Consider the following 16,046-nt stretch of genomic DNA (forward strand, 5'->3'; position numbering starts at 1 on the left):
GTCGCAGCGCAAGCAACGAAAAGGCCCCGCCGGCAACGGCGGGGCCTTTTTTGTTGGCCGGCGTGGCTGTCCGACTGGGAAGACTGGGAAGACTGGGAAGACTGGGAAGACTGGGAAGACTGGGAAGACTGGGAAGACTGGGCTGGGCTGCGGGCTGCGGGCTGCGGGCTGCGGGCTAGCCGCGCGCCTTGGGGTGGGCTTTGTCGTAGACCTCCATCAGCTTGTCGATGCTGACGTGGGTGTACTTCTGGGTGGTGGAGAGCGATGCGTGGCCGAGAAGCTCCTGGATCGCCCTTAAGTCGGCCCCCGCCTCCAAAAGATGGGTGGCGAAGGTGTGGCGCAGGGTGTGGGGGGAAACCTTGCGCATGGAGGCGATGAACAGCATGTGGCTGTCCACGATGCGCGTCACGCTGCGCCGGTTGATCCTCTTGCCGCGGCTGTTAAGAATCAGCGGCTCCCCGGCGGCGGGCTCCCCGCGCTCGGCGAGGTAAGCGGCAAGGGCTTGGCGGGCGTACGATCCCACCGGCACGATGCGCTCCTTGCCCCCCTTCCCCATGACCCGCGCCACTCCGTCGGCGAGATCGAGGTCTCCCACGTTCATCCCGGTCAGCTCGCTCACCCTGATGCCGCAAGAATAGAGGGTTTCCAGGACCGCCCGGTCCCGAAGCGGCAGCCTGGTCCCGGCCGGCGCCTCCACCAGCGCGCTCACCTGGTCGATGTTCAGATGAAAGGGGAGGCGCTTTTCCTTCTTGGGCGTACTGACCAGTTCGGCGGGGTTCTTCTCCAGGCGCCCCTCCCGAAGCAGGAAGCGAAACAGCGCCCGGATCGCGGAGAGTTTGCGGCCGATGGAGCTCTTGGCGTGCCCCTTGTGCAACTGGGCCAGGTACTGCCTGATGGCCAGGTGGTCCACGCCCTCCGGGCGCGGCTCGCCGCGCTGCGCCAGGAAGGTGGCGAACTGCTCCAGGTCACTTTGGTAGGCGGCGAGGGTGTGGGGGGAGACGTTGCGCTCGGTCTCCAGGTAGCCGCAGAATTGCTCGATGGCGCGTTTCATGGTATGTGAATCTACCTCAGGGCGATGCCCCTTTACAACAGCTTTTGAAACGGAGGGTGAGATGTATCAGGTGGCGCTGGAGCTGGTTCCGGATTACGGGCGCGAACAGATGAGGGAAGGGGTGGCCCGGCTCCTGGAACCGCTGGGCGGGATGGAGCGCTACGTGAAGCCGGGCGAGCGGGTGCTGATCAAACCCAACCTCCTTTCGGCGAAACCGGCCGAGGCGGCGGTGACCACCCACCCGGAGCTTTTGCGCGCGGTGATCCTGGAGGTGCGGCGGGCCGGCGGGGTGCCGCTGGTGGGGGACTCCCCCGGGGTGGGGAGCGGCAGGCGGGTGGCCGAGCGTTCGGGGATGATGGCCGTCATCGAGGAGACCGGCGCCGAGTTCGTCCCCTTCACCGAATCCCTTCCCGTCGCCGGTTCCGGGACCTTCAAGGAGTTCCAACTGGCGCGGCCGTACCTCGAAGCGGACCGCCTGATCAACCTCCCCAAGCTGAAAACCCACGAAATGATGACCATGACCTGTTGCGTGAAGAACCTGTTCGGGGCCGTGGTGGGGACCGCCAAGGCGGCCTGGCATCTCAAGGCGGGCGCGGACAAGGAGCTCTTCGCCGACATGCTCCTCGAACTCTACCGGCTGCGCGAGCCGGACCTGAACATCGTCGATGCCGTGGTCGCCATGGAGGGGAACGGCCCGGGAAGCGGGGACCCGTGCCAGGTCGGCGTTCTCTTGGCCGGGGACAACGCGGTCGCCGTGGACCAGGTCGCCGCCCGGGTGGCTGGCTTCCCGCGCCAGCTCCTCTACCTGGAGAGCGCCGCGCGCCGCATGGGGCTTGCCGGTTCCAATCCCGACGAGGTCGCGGTGCTGGGCCCGGACCCCGACCAGGTGCTGGAGCGCCCGCTGCGGCTTCCCCACCTGTCCGACGTCCAGTTCGGGCTCCCCGGCTTCCTGAAAAACCGGCTCAGGAACCAGTTCACCTCCCGCCCCGAGGTCGCCCCCGGCAAGTGCGAACTCTGCAGCGTCTGCGTCAAGGCCTGCCCGCCGGCGGCGATACGGGTGCAGGGGGGAAGGCTTCGTTTCGACTACCAGCGCTGCATCCGCTGCTTCTGCTGCCGCGAGCTCTGTCCCCATGCGGCGCTCACGCTCAGGGACGGTTGGCTGCTGTGGCTCGTGAAGAAAACCGGCCGCTCCTTGTAGGTGGGGGCGGTTGACAAGGGGAGGGGGGGGCATTATATTTTTTCCCATCCTCCGGGAACCACACAGTGAGGGATGAAAATCCAACCAGGGAAAAGGAGATCACGACATGTGGACTAACTTCTATATGATCCGTCCGGTGACCCACTGCAAGGAAGGTTGCCCTAGTTGGCCCGTCGCCTGACCGCGGCGGGCTCCCCATGAGAAAAGCCCCCCGTCAACAAGCCGGGGGGCTTTTTCGTTTGGGGCGGCGGAAGCCGTCGAAAGCTAAAGTCCTGCGCCGCGGCGCCCGGTGCGAGTCAGGGGCGGAGAGTGTCGCGCGCCGCGGCCGCCCCTGCGCCTTGTATTTCTTCAAAACCCGTTTGAATTGACAACTGTGCCAAATTCCGCTATTCTGCGCACCTGTGCGTACGCACGCCGTCACCCAAAAATAGGTATTGAATGCTTAAAGTTACCCTTGTCATACTCGCTCTTCTGACCCCCTGCTTCGCCCTCGCGGCGCCCGGAGACCAGCTCCAGGAACCCGGACGCAAGGATCGTCAGACCCAGCAGCTCGCCTCGGCCGATCTCGCCCTCTCCAAGGGGCTCGGCCTCACCTCCGCCGATTTTCCCGATAACGATGACCTCGCCTCCGCCGATCCCGATGATTTCGAATTGAAGCTGCCGGAGATGGAGCTGCCGGAATCCGACATCCCGCTTACCTTTAATTCCAAGGTGGAATACTTCACCCGCTACTTCCAGGGCTCCGGCCGCGGCTTCTTCGCCAAGTGGCTCTCCAGGAGCGAGCGCTACATCCCGATGATGAAGACGGTGCTGAAGAAGGAAGGGCTCCCCGAGGACCTGGTCTACCTGGCCATGATCGAGAGCGGGTTCATCCCGCACGCCGTTTCCGTGGCCGCCGCCGTCGGCCCCTGGCAGTTCATGCCGGCGACCGGCAAGCGCTACGCCCTCAGGATCGACCCCTGGATCGACGAGAGGCGCGATCCGCTCAAGGCCACCGTCGCCGCCGCGCTCTACCTGAAGGAGCTCTACGCCCTCTTCAACAACGACTGGTACCTGGCCGCGGCGGGGTACAACGCGGGAGAGAACAAGATCCTGCGCGCCATCAACATGTACAACACCCGCGACTTCTGGGAGATCTCCAAGGGGAGCTACCTGGCCCGCGAGACCAAGGACTACGTCCCCAAGCTCCTCGCCGCGGCCATCATCGCGAAGGAGCCGGCCAAGTACGGCTTCGCCGACGTCGCCTACCTCCCGCCGATCGAGTTCGACCAGGTGCCGGTCCCGTCCCGCACCGACCTGGACGTGATGGCCAAGGCCTGCGGCGTCCCGATGCAGAACATCAAGGAGCTGAACCCGGAGTTGCGCCGCGCCACCACGCCGCCGGACTACCCGGGGTACCAGTTGAAGGTCCCCAAGGGAGCCGGCGTCACCTGCGCCACGGAGTACGCCAAGATTCCCGAGTCCGAGCGCTACGTCGAGCGGGTCAGGAACGTGCAGTACCGTGCCAGGAAGCGCGACACCCTCGCCTCCATCGCCCGGCGCTTCAACACCAGCCAGCAGACCATCGCCGAATTGAACAACCTGGGCAAGAAGAAGGTGAAGCTCGCCGGCCGCGTGCTGACCATCCCGGTCCAGGTGGCGTCGGCGCGTGCCGCAGCCCGTCCGGCCGCGGCGGATGCGAAGGTTGAAGCCAGGGTGGAAGCAAAGGCAGAGGCGAAGATCGAGGCCAAGGCCGCGACCCACGTGGCCAAGGCCGAGGCGGAACCCAAGGAATTGCACAAGTACTACACCGTCAAAAAGGGCGATACCCTCGCCTCTCTCGCCAAGAGGTTCAACGTAACGGCCAGGCTCCTCTCCGCCTGGAACAACCTGAAGACCCGGGTGGCCCTCAAGCCCGGCAAGCGCATCATCGTCGCCAAGTACCAGGAGAAGAAGGGCGCCCTGGTCAAGGACGAAGGCTAACCCCGTCAACCGCTTCCAAAAAAATCACGTGACCCGCACCACGAAAGGATAAACCAACCGATGTACAACCTTCTCATTTCCGCAGGCGCAGCTATCGCAGTCTTCCTCGTCGTCATCCTCGCCGCCGGCACCTCGTACTGGTGGGCGGCGCTTCTGGGCGCCATGATCGTCTTCATGGCGAGCTTTTTGATCATCTCCCGCATCATCACCAAGAAACTCGAGGCGATCATGGAGCCGGCCATGAAGGACATCCAGGCCCAGCGCTTCGAGAAGGGGATCCGCGACCTGAAGGCGGCGCTGCGCTACGGCAAGTGGCAGATCTACGTGGAGAGCCAGATCAACTCCGCCATCGGCATGGTCTACTTCGTCAGGCGCGAGTTCGCCACCGCCTTCCCGTACCTGGAGAAGGGTTTCTTCAAGAACTGGGTCACCATGGGGATGCTCGGCGTCACCTACATGAAGAAGAACAAGCACGACAAGATGAAGGAGACCTTCGACAAGGCGCTCATGGCGAGCCCGAAGGAGTCGCTGCTCTACGCCCTCTACGGCTACTGCCTGAACGAGATCGGTGACAACGTGAAGGCGTGCGAGATCCTCGCCAAGGGGGCGGCGAAACTCCCCGGCGACGAGAACCTAAAGCAGAACCTGGAGCTTTTGCGCGAAGGGAAGAAGATGAAGATGAAGGGGTACGGCGAGATGTGGCTGCAGTTCCACCTGGAGAGTTTGGCGACCATCCAGAAGCAGCAGATGGCGGCCATGGGCGGAAAGCGCCGGATTATCAGAAAATAGCTTGTAAAGATATCTCAAAAATGCCATATTGAGCTGTTTTTTAAGACGGGCTTCGCTGCTCGTCTTTTTATTTGTAGCCGAGCCAAGAAAAGGAGCAGTAAAGCATGCAGGAGAAGATCAGAAACATCGCCATCATCGCCCACGTCGACCACGGTAAGACCACTCTGGTCGACGCCATGTTGAAGCAATCCGGTGTTTTCAGGGAAAACGAGGCGATCACCGAGCGCGTGATGGATTCCAACGACCTGGAGAAGGAGCGCGGCATCACCATCCTCGCCAAGAACCTCTCCATCCACCACGGCGACTACAAGATCAACATCGTTGACACCCCGGGACACGCCGACTTCGGCGGTGAAGTGGAGCGCGTGCTCAAGATGGTCGACTCCGTGCTGCTGCTCGTCGACGCGCTCGACGGCCCGATGCCGCAGACCCGCTTCGTGCTCAAGAAGTCGCTCGACCTGGGCTTGAAGCCGATCGTGGTCATCAACAAGGTGGACCGCCCCGGCGCCCGCCCCGCCGAAGTCGTCGACATGGTCTTCGACCTGTTCTGCGAACTGCAGGCATCCGACGCCCAGCTCGACTTCGCCATCTGCTACACCAGCGCCAAGATGGGCTACGCGATGCGCGAGATGGACCAGCCCTCCGAGAACATGGAGCCCCTGTTCGAACTGATCAAGGACAACGTGCATCCCCCCGAGGGGAACCCGGACGCGCCGTTCCAGCTCCTGGTCACCAACATCGACTACAACGACTACATCGGCCGCATCGCCACCGGCAAGATCTTCAACGGCAAGGTGAGCGCCGGCGAGACCGTGGCCCTCATCAAGCGCGACGGCACCATCTCCAAGGGGCGCGTCACCAAGCTTTTGGGGTACGAGGGGCTGAAGCAGGTCGAGATCCCGGAAGCCTTCACCGGCGACATCGTCACCATCGCGGGCTTCACCGAGGTGGGCATCGGCGAGACGCTGGCCTCGGCCGAAAACCCGATGCCGCTCCCCTACGTCGCCATCGACGAGCCGACCCTCTCCATGAACTTCATCGTCAACTCCTCCCCCTTCGCCGGGCGCGAGGGTAAGCTGGTCACCTCCAGGAACATCCGCGAGCGCCTGGACCGCGAGCTGCGCACCAACGTGTCGCTCAGGGTCGCCAACACCGCCAACGCCGACACCTTCCAGGTCTCCGGCCGCGGCGAGCTGCACCTCTCCATCCTGATCGAGAACATGCGCCGCGAAGGGTTCGAGATGGCCGTCTCCAAGCCCGAGGTCATCATGCGCATGGTCGAGGGGGTGCGCCACGAGCCGATGGAGTACCTGGTGGTGGACGTCCCCGCCGAGTACCAGGGGGCCATCATCGAGCGCATGGGACCCCGCAAGGGGGAGATGGTCGCCATGAACCCGATGGGCGAGACCGTGCGCCTGGAGTTCATCGTTCCGGCCCGCGGCCTGATCGGGATCAGGGGCGAGTTCCTGACCGAGACCCGCGGCACCGCGGTGATCACGCATACCTTCCACAACTACGCACCCTACAAGGGAGAGATCCCGGGAAGGAAGAACGGCGTCCTGATCGCCATGGAGCAGGGGGAGACCACCGCCTACTCGCTGGACGCGCTGCAGCCGCGCGGCATCCTCTTCCTCGGCGCCGGCGTCGAGGTGTACGGCGGCATGATCATCGGCCAGCACGCGAAGGACAACGACCTCGAGGTGAACCCCTGCAAGGGGAAAAAGCTCACCAACGTGCGCGCCTCCGGCAGCGACGACGCCATCAAGCTCACCCCGCCGCGCGTCCTCACCCTGGAGCAGGCGCTCGAGTTCATCGACGAGGACGAACTGGTCGAGGTGACGCCACAGTCCATCCGTCTGCGCAAGAAGGAGCTCGACCCGACCAAGCGTAAGCGCGCCGGCCGGGCCTGATAGATCAGCCCCCGCAGCCGCGGCGTTATCGGCCGCGGGGGCTTTTTATGAACTCATCGCACCTCAAGGAGGCATACATGCACTCTCGAACCCTGCGTTCCCTGGGCCTTTTCTCCCTGCTCACCCTCCTGGGCGCCTGCGCCACCGCTCCCCCCCCGGTGAAGAGCCCCGAGACCTACTTCAAGGAAGGTGAGGCCGCCTACGCCGCCAAGCACTACGAGGATGCCATCGCGCAGTTCAAAAAGGTGAAGGAGAGCTACAGTAACGCCGAGCTGAGCGCCCAGGCCGAGCTGAAGATAGCGGACGCCCACTTCGAGAACGGCGCCTTCATCGAGGCGGCCGCGGCCTACGAGGATTTCCGCAAGCTCCACCCCAGTAACGAGAAGGCCCCCTACGCGCTGTACCGCCTGGCGCTCTCCAACTACAACCAGATCGCCGGCATCGATACCGACCAGACGGCGGTTAAGAACGCGGTGCACTACCTGGAGATGTTCCTGGCCCAGTATCCCGGTTCGGAGTACGCGGCGGACGCCAAGGCCAAGCTGGCCGACTGCCACGACAAGCAGCTCGCCTACGAGAATTACGTGGGCAACTTCTACCTGCGCACCAAGAAGTACCCCTCGGCGATCAAACGCCTGAACGAGGCGCTGCAGCGCTTCCCGGGACAGCCGGGGCTGGCCGACACCCTGTTCAACCTCGAGCAGGCCTACCAGAAGTCGGGGGACACGGCGCGTGCCGAAGAGGTGCACAAGAGGCTCGAGGCTGAATATCCGGCGAAGGCGCGCGAGGCGAAGGGGGAGGAGGCGAAGCCCGCCGCTGGCAAGGGCGAGCTCCCCATGATCATCTTCAAGGAATAAAAAAAAGGCGCGCGCCCCGGTAGCGGGACGCGCGCCCTGACTGCTGACCGCCGGCTCTAGGCCACCAACTGGTGCTGCCTGTTGCCGGCGTTGCTGTTTTTGCGTCCTTTCTTCTGCCGGTACATGCGCTGGTCGGCCAGGCGCCAGGACGCCATGAGCTCCTCGCCGTCGTGGGCAGTGGCGGCCCCGATGGAGAGGCTCAAGGTGAGCCGTTCCTGCTCCTGGTTGCTCTGCGCGAGCTGGGCCTGGAGCCGCTCCATCGCCTCGCGCAGGGTGGTCTCGTCGGTGTTGGGAAGCAGGGCGGCGAATTCGTCCCCCCCCACGCGCGCCACCACGTCCTCGCGCCGGAAGGCGTTTTTAAGCACCTCGGCAGCGTGGCGCAGCAGTTCATCGCCGGCCGCGTGCCCCTGCTGGTCGTTGACCTCCTTCAGGCGGTCCACGTCGACCATGACGATGCTGACCGGGAACTTGCGCCCCTTGCTCAGCCGCTCGAGCTCCTCGTCGAAGTAGGCGCGGTTGTAGATGCCGGTCAGGATGTCGTGGCTGCTCAGGTAGCGCAGCTTCAACTCGGCCTGCTTGCGCTCCGAGATGTCCAACAGCGCTCCCACCACGCCGCCGGAGCTGTTCCCGGAGTTCTTGAACGTGGCGCTGTAAAAGATCATGTCGCGACGCTCGCCGTCGGCGCAGGTGATGGTCCCCTCGAAGCTGCGCGGGCCGACCCCGTCCTGCGCCTTCTCCTCGCCGCGGTTGTACAGGGCGGCAAGGTCCGGGGGGAGGATCTCGTAGATGCTCCTGTTGACGTGGTCGCCCGGTTTCATGCCGATCTGCTCCTCGAAGGCCTTGTTGCAGCCCAGGTACAGACCGTTGGGGTCGTTGTAGAAGATCGGGGTGGGCAAGGTGTCGATGAGTACCTGGATGAATTCCAGCTTCTCCTTCAGTTCCTGCTCATGGCGGCGGCTTTGCTGGCGCAGCGCCGCCTCGGCGATGGAGCGCTGCACCGCCGGCACCAGCCGGGCCAGGTTCCCCTTGAGCACAAAATCGTCGGCGCCGGCACGGATGGCCGCGGCGGCGGCCTCCTCGCCGACCTTCCCGGAGATCATCAGGAAGGGAATGTCGCGGCCGCGCTCCTTGAGTATCTGCAGCGCCTTCAGACCGCTGAAGCCGGGCATCACGTAGTCGCAGATGATGACATCCCACGGGGATGCCTCGAGCGCCTCGGTCAGGGCCTGGGCGCTGTCCACCCGCTGGCTGTGGACGTCGAATCCCCCCTGCTCGAGCTGGATCACGATCAGCTGGGCATCGTCTGGGGCGTCCTCGACGATCAGGACTCTTAAAAGTCTCTTCATGTGCGGTTTTCTCCGACAAAACAGGGGATTGTGGCACCGGACACCGGAAATTGTAATCGACGCCGACACGAAGGCAAGCGCGTGCCGGAGGGGGGCAAAAACCCCGATCGACGGCGCTATCGGCGCGAGGGGCCGCCTGCACCGTGTTCATGAAAACACCTATCGGCAATTGGCAGCGCGAACTAAAGAAATTAATTTTTTATCATTATTTTTAATCAGCGCAACACGCGTGCAACATTAATTTACGGTTTGACGTTGCGGCGTCAAAGCCGCTGCGTGTATAGTTCTCATGAAGATGTCGGCGCGGGGGCGCCCCGTACCGGGGGCGCTGCTACGGCACGCTCATGACGAGGGCGCGGTCGCGTCATTAAGGAGAGAGGATGAAGCAATATTTTTTCGCCACCACCGCCAAGGGCGTGGAAGAGGCGCTGGCTGCCGAGCTGGTGAGGCTGGGGATACCCGAGGTGAGCGCCGAGAGCGGCGGCGCCCGCTTCGGCGGCGGGATGGAGGCGGCCTACCGGGCCAACCTCTGGCTGCGCACCGCGAGCCGGGTGTTGATGACGCTGGCCGAGTTTCCCTGTGAAACCCCGGATGAGCTGTACCGGGGCGTGCGGGGCATCTCCTGGGAGCGCTTCCTGACCCCGGCGCTCACCCTCGCCGTCGACTGCAACCTGAGGGACTCCGCGCTCACCCATTCCGGCTTCGTGGCCTTGAAGAGCAAGGACGCCATCGTGGATGCCCTGCGCGACCACTACGGCAGCCGCCCCAGCGTGGACACCAAGGACCCGGACCTGCGCGTCAACGTGCGCCTGTTCAAGAACCGCTGCACCTTGAGCCTCGACCTCTCCGGCGAACCGCTGGACCGGCGCGGCTACCGTCTGGACCGGCACGAGGCGCCGCTCAAGGAGAACCTGGCGGCGGCGCTGGTGGAGCTCTCCGGCTGGGACGGCAGCACGCCGCTGGTCGATCCCATGTGCGGCACCGGGACCATCGCCATCGAGGCGGCACTGAAGGCGCTGCGCATCCCCCCCGGGCTGAACCGCCGTTTCGGGTTCCAGCGCTGGCAGGGTTTCGACCGCGCGCTCTGGGACCGCATCCAGGCCGAGGCGCGCGCCGGCATGCTGGACCGGCTCCCGGCGCCGGTGCAGGGGACCGACCTGTCGCACTCCGCGGTGGGGATGGCGGCGCAGAACGCCAAGCGCGCGGGGGTGCTCGAGCACCTGGTGCTGGGCAGGCTCCCCATGGCCGAACTGACGCCCCCCCCGGGGCCGGGAGTGCTGATCATCAACCCTCCCTACGGCAAGAGGCTCGGCGAGCAGGAGGAACTGCGCCCGCTTTACAAGGAGATCGGCGACACCCTGAAACAGCGCTGCAAGGGGTACACCGCCTACCTCTTCACCGGCAACCTGGAGTTGGCCAAGTCGGTCGGCCTGAAGGCGACCCGCAGGATGGTGCTCTATAACGGCCCCATCGAGTGCCGCCTGCTCAAGTACGAGATGTATTAAGACCGTCGGTTTCTGTCATTAAAATAGAAGCTTGACACGCTAATCCTTTTACTATATGTTTTAATTTCGCTTTTCGGGCCTATAGCTCAGTTGGTTAGAGCTACCGGCTCATAACCGGTCGGTCCCAGGTTCGAGTCCTGGTGGGCCCACCACCTTACAAATTAGGATGATGTGGGGATGCCCTTAAAGCACCTGGTCAGACGAAAAAATACACTTCAAGTGGGGAGAAAGAGTGCACACCAAGCGGTTGCACTCTTTTTCTTTTGAGCGTGATGATAACTCCGAGACTTTCCGATCTAGTTGGAATAACTGGCAAAATCGCCCCAATTCACTTCGCTGAATCCTGGGACAACGTGGGGCTGCAGCTTGGCGACCCCGTCGCGCCGGTTTCCCGGATCATGGTGGCGCTCGATCCCGGCCGTCCCGCCATCGAGGCCGCCATCGAGGCCAGCTGCCAACTCCTGGTCACGCATCATCCGTTCATCTTCTCCCCGCTCAAAAAGATCACCGCCGCCGACGAAACCGGCCGCCTCACCATCCTCGCCATCAAGCACGACCTCGCCATCATCTCCCTGCACACCAACCTCGACATCGCCCAAGGGGGCGTCAACGACCTTCTGGCCGGGCGCCTGGGACTCCAGGGGGCGCAGCCTTTGAAGATCACCGGTGGCGAGGAGTCCGTCAAGATGGTCCTTTTCGCGCCGCGGGGCTTCGAGGAGAAGCTTTTGTCCGCGCTCTCCCCTTTCATGCCCCTGATCGGCAACTACCGCGACTGTTCCTACCAGGTCGAGGGGACCGGGCGCTTCACACCGCTCGCCGGCGCCAGGCCGTTCGTGGGCGAGGTCGGGGCGGGGCACGCGGAGCCGGAGAGCAGGCTCGAGTTCCTGATCCTGAAGGAGCGCATCGGCGCCGCCGTGACCGCCCTCAAGGGGGCGCACCCCTACGAGGAGCCCGCCTACGACCTGTACCCGGTATTGAACCAGGGGGCGCCGCGCGGCCTGGGGCGCATCGGGACGCTGGCCGCCCCGGTGTCCGCGGGAAGCCTCGCCAAGGAGGTCCGGGAACGCCTGGGCGCCGCGGGGGTGCGGCTGGTGGGAGATCCGGAGCGCCAGGTGAGGAAGGTCGCCGTCTGTGGCGGCTCGGGCGTTTCGCTGCTGCATGATGCGGCCCGCAAGGGTGCCGACGTCCTGGTGACCGGGGACGTGAAATACCACGAGGCGCGCGAGGCCGAGGCCCTCGGGGTGGCGCTGCTCGATGCCGGGCATTTCGCCACCGAGCGGCTCATGGTGCAGGGGCTCGGCGCGCAGTTGAAGGAAGTCCTCGCGGCACGCCGCTTCGAGGCGGAAGTAGTTGAATACCAAGGGGAGCAGGAGCCTTTCAGCTTCTGGTGAGACCTCTGCTCTTTAAGCACATAAAAAGGTAGTTGGGGAGGCGGATTTTGCGTAACAAACTGAAGGCGTTATACGAATTGCAGGAGATCGATCTGAGGATCGACGGGCTGGACGGCGAGAAGGCGCAGCTGGTGAGCGAGTCCCAGGCGCTGGACGCAAAGCTTGCGGAGGCGCGCGAGAAGATCGCGGCGCGGCGCGAGGAAGTGGCTGCGCTTGAGGAGGAGAAGGGGGGCCTCGAGGCCAACCTCGCCTCCGAGAACGACAACATCAACCGTTCCGAGTCGCACCTCAAGGAGATCAAGACCCAGAAGGAGTACCAGGCGGTCTCCAAGGAGATCTCCGGCGCCAAGAAGCTGATCGCCGAGCTGGAGGAGCAGATCCTGCAGAAGATCAACGCCATCGAGGAGATCAACGGCGACATCGCCAAGCGCGAAGCCGACCTTGTCGAGCTCGAAGGCAACGTGGCGGCGCAGCAGGCCGAGGTGCAGCAGAAGGTGGAGGCCCTGGAAGGGGGCATCGCCAAGGATGCCGCCACCCGCGAGGAGACCATGAAGATCATTCCGGCCTCCGTGATGAAGCGCTACAGCAGGCTGCGCGACCAGCGCAGGGGTGTCGCGGTGGTCGAGGCCAAGGAAGGGAACTGCATGGGGTGCAACATGCACCTGCCGCCGCAGCTCTACAACACCCTGTTCCGTGCCGACGACGTGCTGACCTGCCCGCACTGCCAGCGCATCCTGATCATGAAGCAGGAAGTGGAATAGAAAAAGCTTTTGGCCGAAGCAGACCAGATGGTCGCCGTTCCCCTAGCCTCGTGCGAAGGGGGAGGGAGGAAAGTCCGGGCTCCACAGGGCATGGTGCTGGATAACGTCCAGCGGGGGCAACCCCAGGGAAAGTGCCACAGAGAGAAGTCCGCCCACCAAAACCGAAGCTGAAGGGGCTCGTCCCCCGAAGCCTTGGCGCACGTGGGTAAGGGTGAAAGGGTGAGGTAAGAGCTCACCGGGTTCGGCGGCGACGCCGGATGCCAGGTAAACCCCACCAGGAGCAAGACCAAATAGGGAAGCGTTAAGGACGGCCCGTCCGTGCTTCCGGGTTGGTTGCTTGAGGGTGTCGGTAACGGCACTCCTAGATGAATGACCATCACCCGCCTCCGGGTAACCGGCTGCGGGAACAGAACCCGGCTTACGGTCTGCTTCGGCCAATATATAAAAACTGCTCAACGTTCAAGGTTCAACGTTCGCCATCCGCCCCCTTCGGCCATCTGCCCGGCGGCGGGCGGACGACTCGTGAATCTCGAGCCTGGAACAATGGAATCCAAACGCAAAGCCGCGGAGCCGCAAAGAAAACCCGGAACCTCGGAACTTCGAGTTTTTGCACTCCCCGTTTTTCAGTCGTCTCTGCGTCTTGGCGCCTTTGCGTTAAAAAAACGGTTTGTAACTGTAGACCCGCCTTCCGGTCGCCCTGGACGGCGTTTTTTTATGTTGCACGAGGTTGGCGTGGCCGATTGGGATCATGAATGGCAGGAGGCGGTGGGCAGGGTGACGGCGGCGTTCGAGCGGCTCCCCGCTGCCGTCCGAGGTGAGCTTGCAGGGGGCGCCCGCGCCATGGTGGCGCACAAGGAGGCGATGCAGCGGCTGGTCGCCCGCGTCGATGCCGCCACCCATTGCGCCGGCTGCGGCGGCGCCTGCTGCGTCAAGGGTAAGTACCATTTCAGCGCCGTGGACCTGCTGGTCTACCTGGCTACCGACAAGCCGCTCTTCACGCCGCGCTTCGACAACGGGCTCTGCCCTTTCCTGGGCGAGCCGGAGTGCCTGATCCCGTCGGGCTACCGTCCCTTCAACTGCATCACCTTCAATTGCGACCTCATCGAGGACCAGCTGACGCGGGACGAAGTCTCCCGCTTTTACCGGATGGAGCAGGAGCTTGCCGCCCGCTACGCCGACATCCGCGGCCTTTTTCCGGCGCGGAGCATGGACGGCTCCCTGCTTTGACCGCAAAGGAGAAGTGAACATGGTGACGACCATCAATGACATCGTGCTGGTGCACATCGACAACAAGCCCGCCTTCTACGCCAGGATCGAGGACATCACCCCCGACGCGAAGCCAGGATGGTGGCAGGTGCAGCTGTTGGTGCTCACCGTACCGCTCCAGGTCTACCACTGGATCCTGGACGAGAGCCAGGTGAACGGCGCCCCCTTCACCATGTCCGGCACGCCGATCATGCTCGAGAAGGTGGTCTCCCCGGAGCCGCCCCAGAAACCGGTGGCGCCGGTCGACAAGGGGGCCGGGCAGAAGAAGGGGAACGTGGTTTCCCTCTTCGACAGGAAAAAGAATTAATGATGTCGCATCCTTCCGGGCGGGGTCACCAGGACCCCGCCCGTCGCGTTTTTTCCTCCGTTCTCCGCGATACATTTTAATTTACCCCGGTTCACTCCCCGCTTTTTCCACTTCTTGCCACCGGTTCCCGTCCCCCCGCTTAACTCACTGGAAAACCTCCCAAAAATTCCCTATTTGCCGCTAATTTTGCCTTGACATCAAAGGTGGCCTCCCGTATAGTTCGTGCACGAAAGTGGTATGTAGTGGTATAAAGTGGCAACGAGTGCCGGGGAAACCATGTTCAGAGGGAAGTTCGACACGACCATCGACGCCAAGGGGCGCACCAGCATTCCCGCGAAATTCCGCGAGGTTTTGGTGGACAGCTTCGGCGACGAGCGCTTCTTCCTCACCAAGAGCATTCCGATGCGACTGGGGGGGGAGCAGATGAGCTACGGTCTCGTCATCTATCCCCACAGCGAGTTCCTGGCCCTCGAGGAGCGGCTCAAGGACGGGGGCGACCTGGGCTTCTCCGTCGAGCAGCTCGCCGCGTTGCGCCGCACCGTGCTGGTTCCCGCGGTCGAGTGCACCGCCGACAAGCTGGGGCGCATCCTGGTGCCGCCCGACCTGAGAAAGACCGCGCAGCTGGAGCGCGAACTCCACTTCGTGGGCATGCAGAAAAAGATCGATATCTACAGCCAGGCCGTCTGGGCCAAGGTCTGCGAGCAGGACGAGCAGAACTTCCCGCTCGACTCGCCGGGGCTCGCGGCGCTGGGCCTGTAGATGGCGGACTTCCATCACATATCGGTGCTCCCGAACGAGGTCCTCGAGCTGCTCGCCCCCAAGGCCGGCGGCGTCTACGTGGACGGCACCCTGGGAGGCGCCGGCCACGCCGGCCTGGTGCTCACCGCGAGCGCGCCGGACGGCGTCCTGATCGGCTTCGATCGCGACGCGGAGGCGATCGCGGTGGCCCGCGAACGGCTCGCCCCGTTCGGCGACCGGGTCCGCCTCTTCCAGAGGAACTTCTCCTCGATAGCGTCCACCCTGGCCGAGACCGGGGTGGACGCCATCGACGGCTTCGTCCTCGACCTCGGGGTCTCCAGCCACCAGCTGGACAAGGAGGAGCGGGGCTTCAGCTTCCAGGCCGACGCCCCCCTGGACATGCGCATGGACAGAAGCTCCGGCGCGAGCGCCGCTGATCTGGTCAACACCCTCCCCGAGGGGGAGCTGTTCCGCATCATCGCCGAGTACGGCGAGGAGCGCTGGGCCAAGCGGATCGCCTCCTTCATCGTCAAGGCGAGGGAAGAGGCCCCCATCGAAACCACCATGCAGCTGGTGGACATCATCAAGGGGGCGATACCCAAGGCCAAGTGGGAGGAGCGGCTGCACCCGGCGACCCGGACCTTCCAGGGGCTCAGGATCGCGGTGAACGAGGAGCTGAAGAGCCTGGAGGACGGGCTTGCCGACCTCCTGAAGCTCCTGAAGCCTGGAGGGCGCGGTGCGGTGATCTCCTTCCACTCGCTGGAGGACCGCATCGTCAAGGAGGCCTTCCGCGACGCCGCCGCCGGCTGCACCTGCCCCAGGGAACTCCCGATCTGCGTCTGCAACCGGGTACCGCGGTACAAGGTGCTGACCAAGAAGGCGGTCAAAGCGGGGGATGAGGAACTGACCGCGAATCCGCGCTCCAGGAGCGCACGCCTTAGAGGCATCGAGAAGCTTTAACAAGA

At 64.0% G+C, this 16,046-nt stretch carries 14 protein-coding genes, 1 tRNA gene and 1 other RNA gene; 14 read left to right on the top strand and 2 right to left on the bottom strand.

Features of this window, described 5'->3' with window-relative positions; all coding sequences use genetic code 11:
* Positions 1-175: 175 nt before the first annotated feature.
* Positions 176-1,051, bottom strand: a complete 876-nt coding sequence (xerC, locus tag KOL99_RS14495) for a tyrosine recombinase XerC (RefSeq protein WP_216511195.1) — start codon at positions 1,049-1,051, stop codon at positions 176-178.
* Between the two features lie 61 nt (positions 1,052-1,112).
* Between xerC and KOL99_RS14500 the strand changes: the two genes are divergently transcribed.
* The 5 genes from KOL99_RS14500 to KOL99_RS14520 all read left to right on the top strand — a co-directional run bounded on the left by KOL99_RS14500 (position 1,113) and on the right by KOL99_RS14520 (position 7,767).
* Positions 1,113-2,249 carry a DUF362 domain-containing protein gene (locus KOL99_RS14500; protein ID WP_216511196.1) on the top strand — a complete coding sequence of 379 codons (1,137 nt, stop codon included), beginning with the start codon at positions 1,113-1,115 and terminating at the stop codon, positions 2,247-2,249.
* 438 nt (positions 2,250-2,687) lie between these two features.
* Positions 2,688-4,211 (top strand): lytic transglycosylase domain-containing protein, encoded by a 1,524-nt coding sequence (locus tag KOL99_RS14505; RefSeq protein ID WP_216511197.1) that lies wholly within the window; start codon positions 2,688-2,690, stop codon positions 4,209-4,211.
* A gap of 60 nt (positions 4,212-4,271) precedes the next feature.
* A complete protein-coding gene (locus KOL99_RS14510; RefSeq protein WP_216511198.1) occupies positions 4,272-5,000 on the top strand; it encodes a tetratricopeptide repeat protein in 729 nt (242 codons plus the stop codon).
* Positions 5,001-5,104: 104 nt separating this feature from the next.
* A complete protein-coding gene (gene typA, locus KOL99_RS14515) occupies positions 5,105-6,910 on the top strand; it encodes a translational GTPase TypA (RefSeq protein ID WP_216511199.1) in 1,806 nt (601 codons plus the stop codon).
* A gap of 77 nt (positions 6,911-6,987) precedes the next feature.
* Complete coding sequence (locus tag KOL99_RS14520; protein ID WP_216511200.1) at positions 6,988-7,767, top strand: outer membrane protein assembly factor BamD; 780 nt, start codon at positions 6,988-6,990, stop codon at positions 7,765-7,767.
* A gap of 56 nt (positions 7,768-7,823) precedes the next feature.
* Here the strand turns inward: KOL99_RS14520 and KOL99_RS14525 are convergent, their stop codons facing one another.
* Positions 7,824-9,113 carry a sensor domain-containing diguanylate cyclase gene (locus KOL99_RS14525; RefSeq protein ID WP_216511201.1) on the bottom strand — a complete coding sequence of 430 codons (1,290 nt, stop codon included), beginning with the start codon at positions 9,111-9,113 and terminating at the stop codon, positions 7,824-7,826.
* A gap of 380 nt (positions 9,114-9,493) precedes the next feature.
* On the opposite strand from KOL99_RS14525, the gene KOL99_RS14530 reads away from it, so the two are divergent.
* The 9 genes from KOL99_RS14530 to rsmH all read left to right on the top strand — a co-directional run bounded on the left by KOL99_RS14530 (position 9,494) and on the right by rsmH (position 16,041).
* Positions 9,494-10,618, top strand: coding sequence for a THUMP domain-containing class I SAM-dependent RNA methyltransferase (locus KOL99_RS14530; RefSeq protein WP_216511202.1), 1,125 nt, complete (start codon positions 9,494-9,496; stop codon positions 10,616-10,618).
* Positions 10,619-10,693: 75 nt separating this feature from the next.
* Positions 10,694-10,770 (top strand) — tRNA-Ile (locus KOL99_RS14535).
* A gap of 120 nt (positions 10,771-10,890) precedes the next feature.
* Positions 10,891-12,009, top strand: coding sequence for a Nif3-like dinuclear metal center hexameric protein (locus tag KOL99_RS14540; protein ID WP_216511203.1), 1,119 nt, complete (start codon positions 10,891-10,893; stop codon positions 12,007-12,009).
* 47 nt (positions 12,010-12,056) lie between these two features.
* Entirely contained in the window at positions 12,057-12,770 is a 714-nt protein-coding gene (locus KOL99_RS14545) for a zinc ribbon domain-containing protein (RefSeq protein WP_216511204.1), read from the top strand.
* A 15-nt stretch (positions 12,771-12,785) separates the two neighbouring features.
* An RNA gene (rnpB, locus tag KOL99_RS14550) (RNase P RNA component class A) lies at positions 12,786-13,206 on the top strand.
* 296 nt (positions 13,207-13,502) lie between these two features.
* Positions 13,503-13,997 (top strand): hypothetical protein, encoded by a 495-nt coding sequence (locus tag KOL99_RS14555; protein ID WP_216511205.1) that lies wholly within the window; start codon positions 13,503-13,505, stop codon positions 13,995-13,997.
* 19 nt (positions 13,998-14,016) lie between these two features.
* Positions 14,017-14,343 (top strand): hypothetical protein, encoded by a 327-nt coding sequence (locus KOL99_RS14560; protein ID WP_216511206.1) that lies wholly within the window; start codon positions 14,017-14,019, stop codon positions 14,341-14,343.
* Between the two features lie 276 nt (positions 14,344-14,619).
* Positions 14,620-15,102 (top strand): division/cell wall cluster transcriptional repressor MraZ, encoded by a 483-nt coding sequence (gene mraZ, locus KOL99_RS14565; protein WP_216511207.1) that lies wholly within the window; start codon positions 14,620-14,622, stop codon positions 15,100-15,102.
* On the top strand, positions 15,103-16,041 hold the full coding sequence (gene rsmH / locus KOL99_RS14570; RefSeq protein WP_216511208.1) for a 16S rRNA (cytosine(1402)-N(4))-methyltransferase RsmH: 939 nt from the start codon (positions 15,103-15,105) through the stop codon (positions 16,039-16,041).
* Positions 16,042-16,046 lie beyond the last annotated feature (5 nt).

The sequence above is a fragment of the Geomonas azotofigens genome (assembly GCF_018919395.1).
Lineage (GTDB): Bacteria > Desulfobacterota > Desulfuromonadia > Geobacterales > Geobacteraceae > Geomonas > Geomonas azotofigens.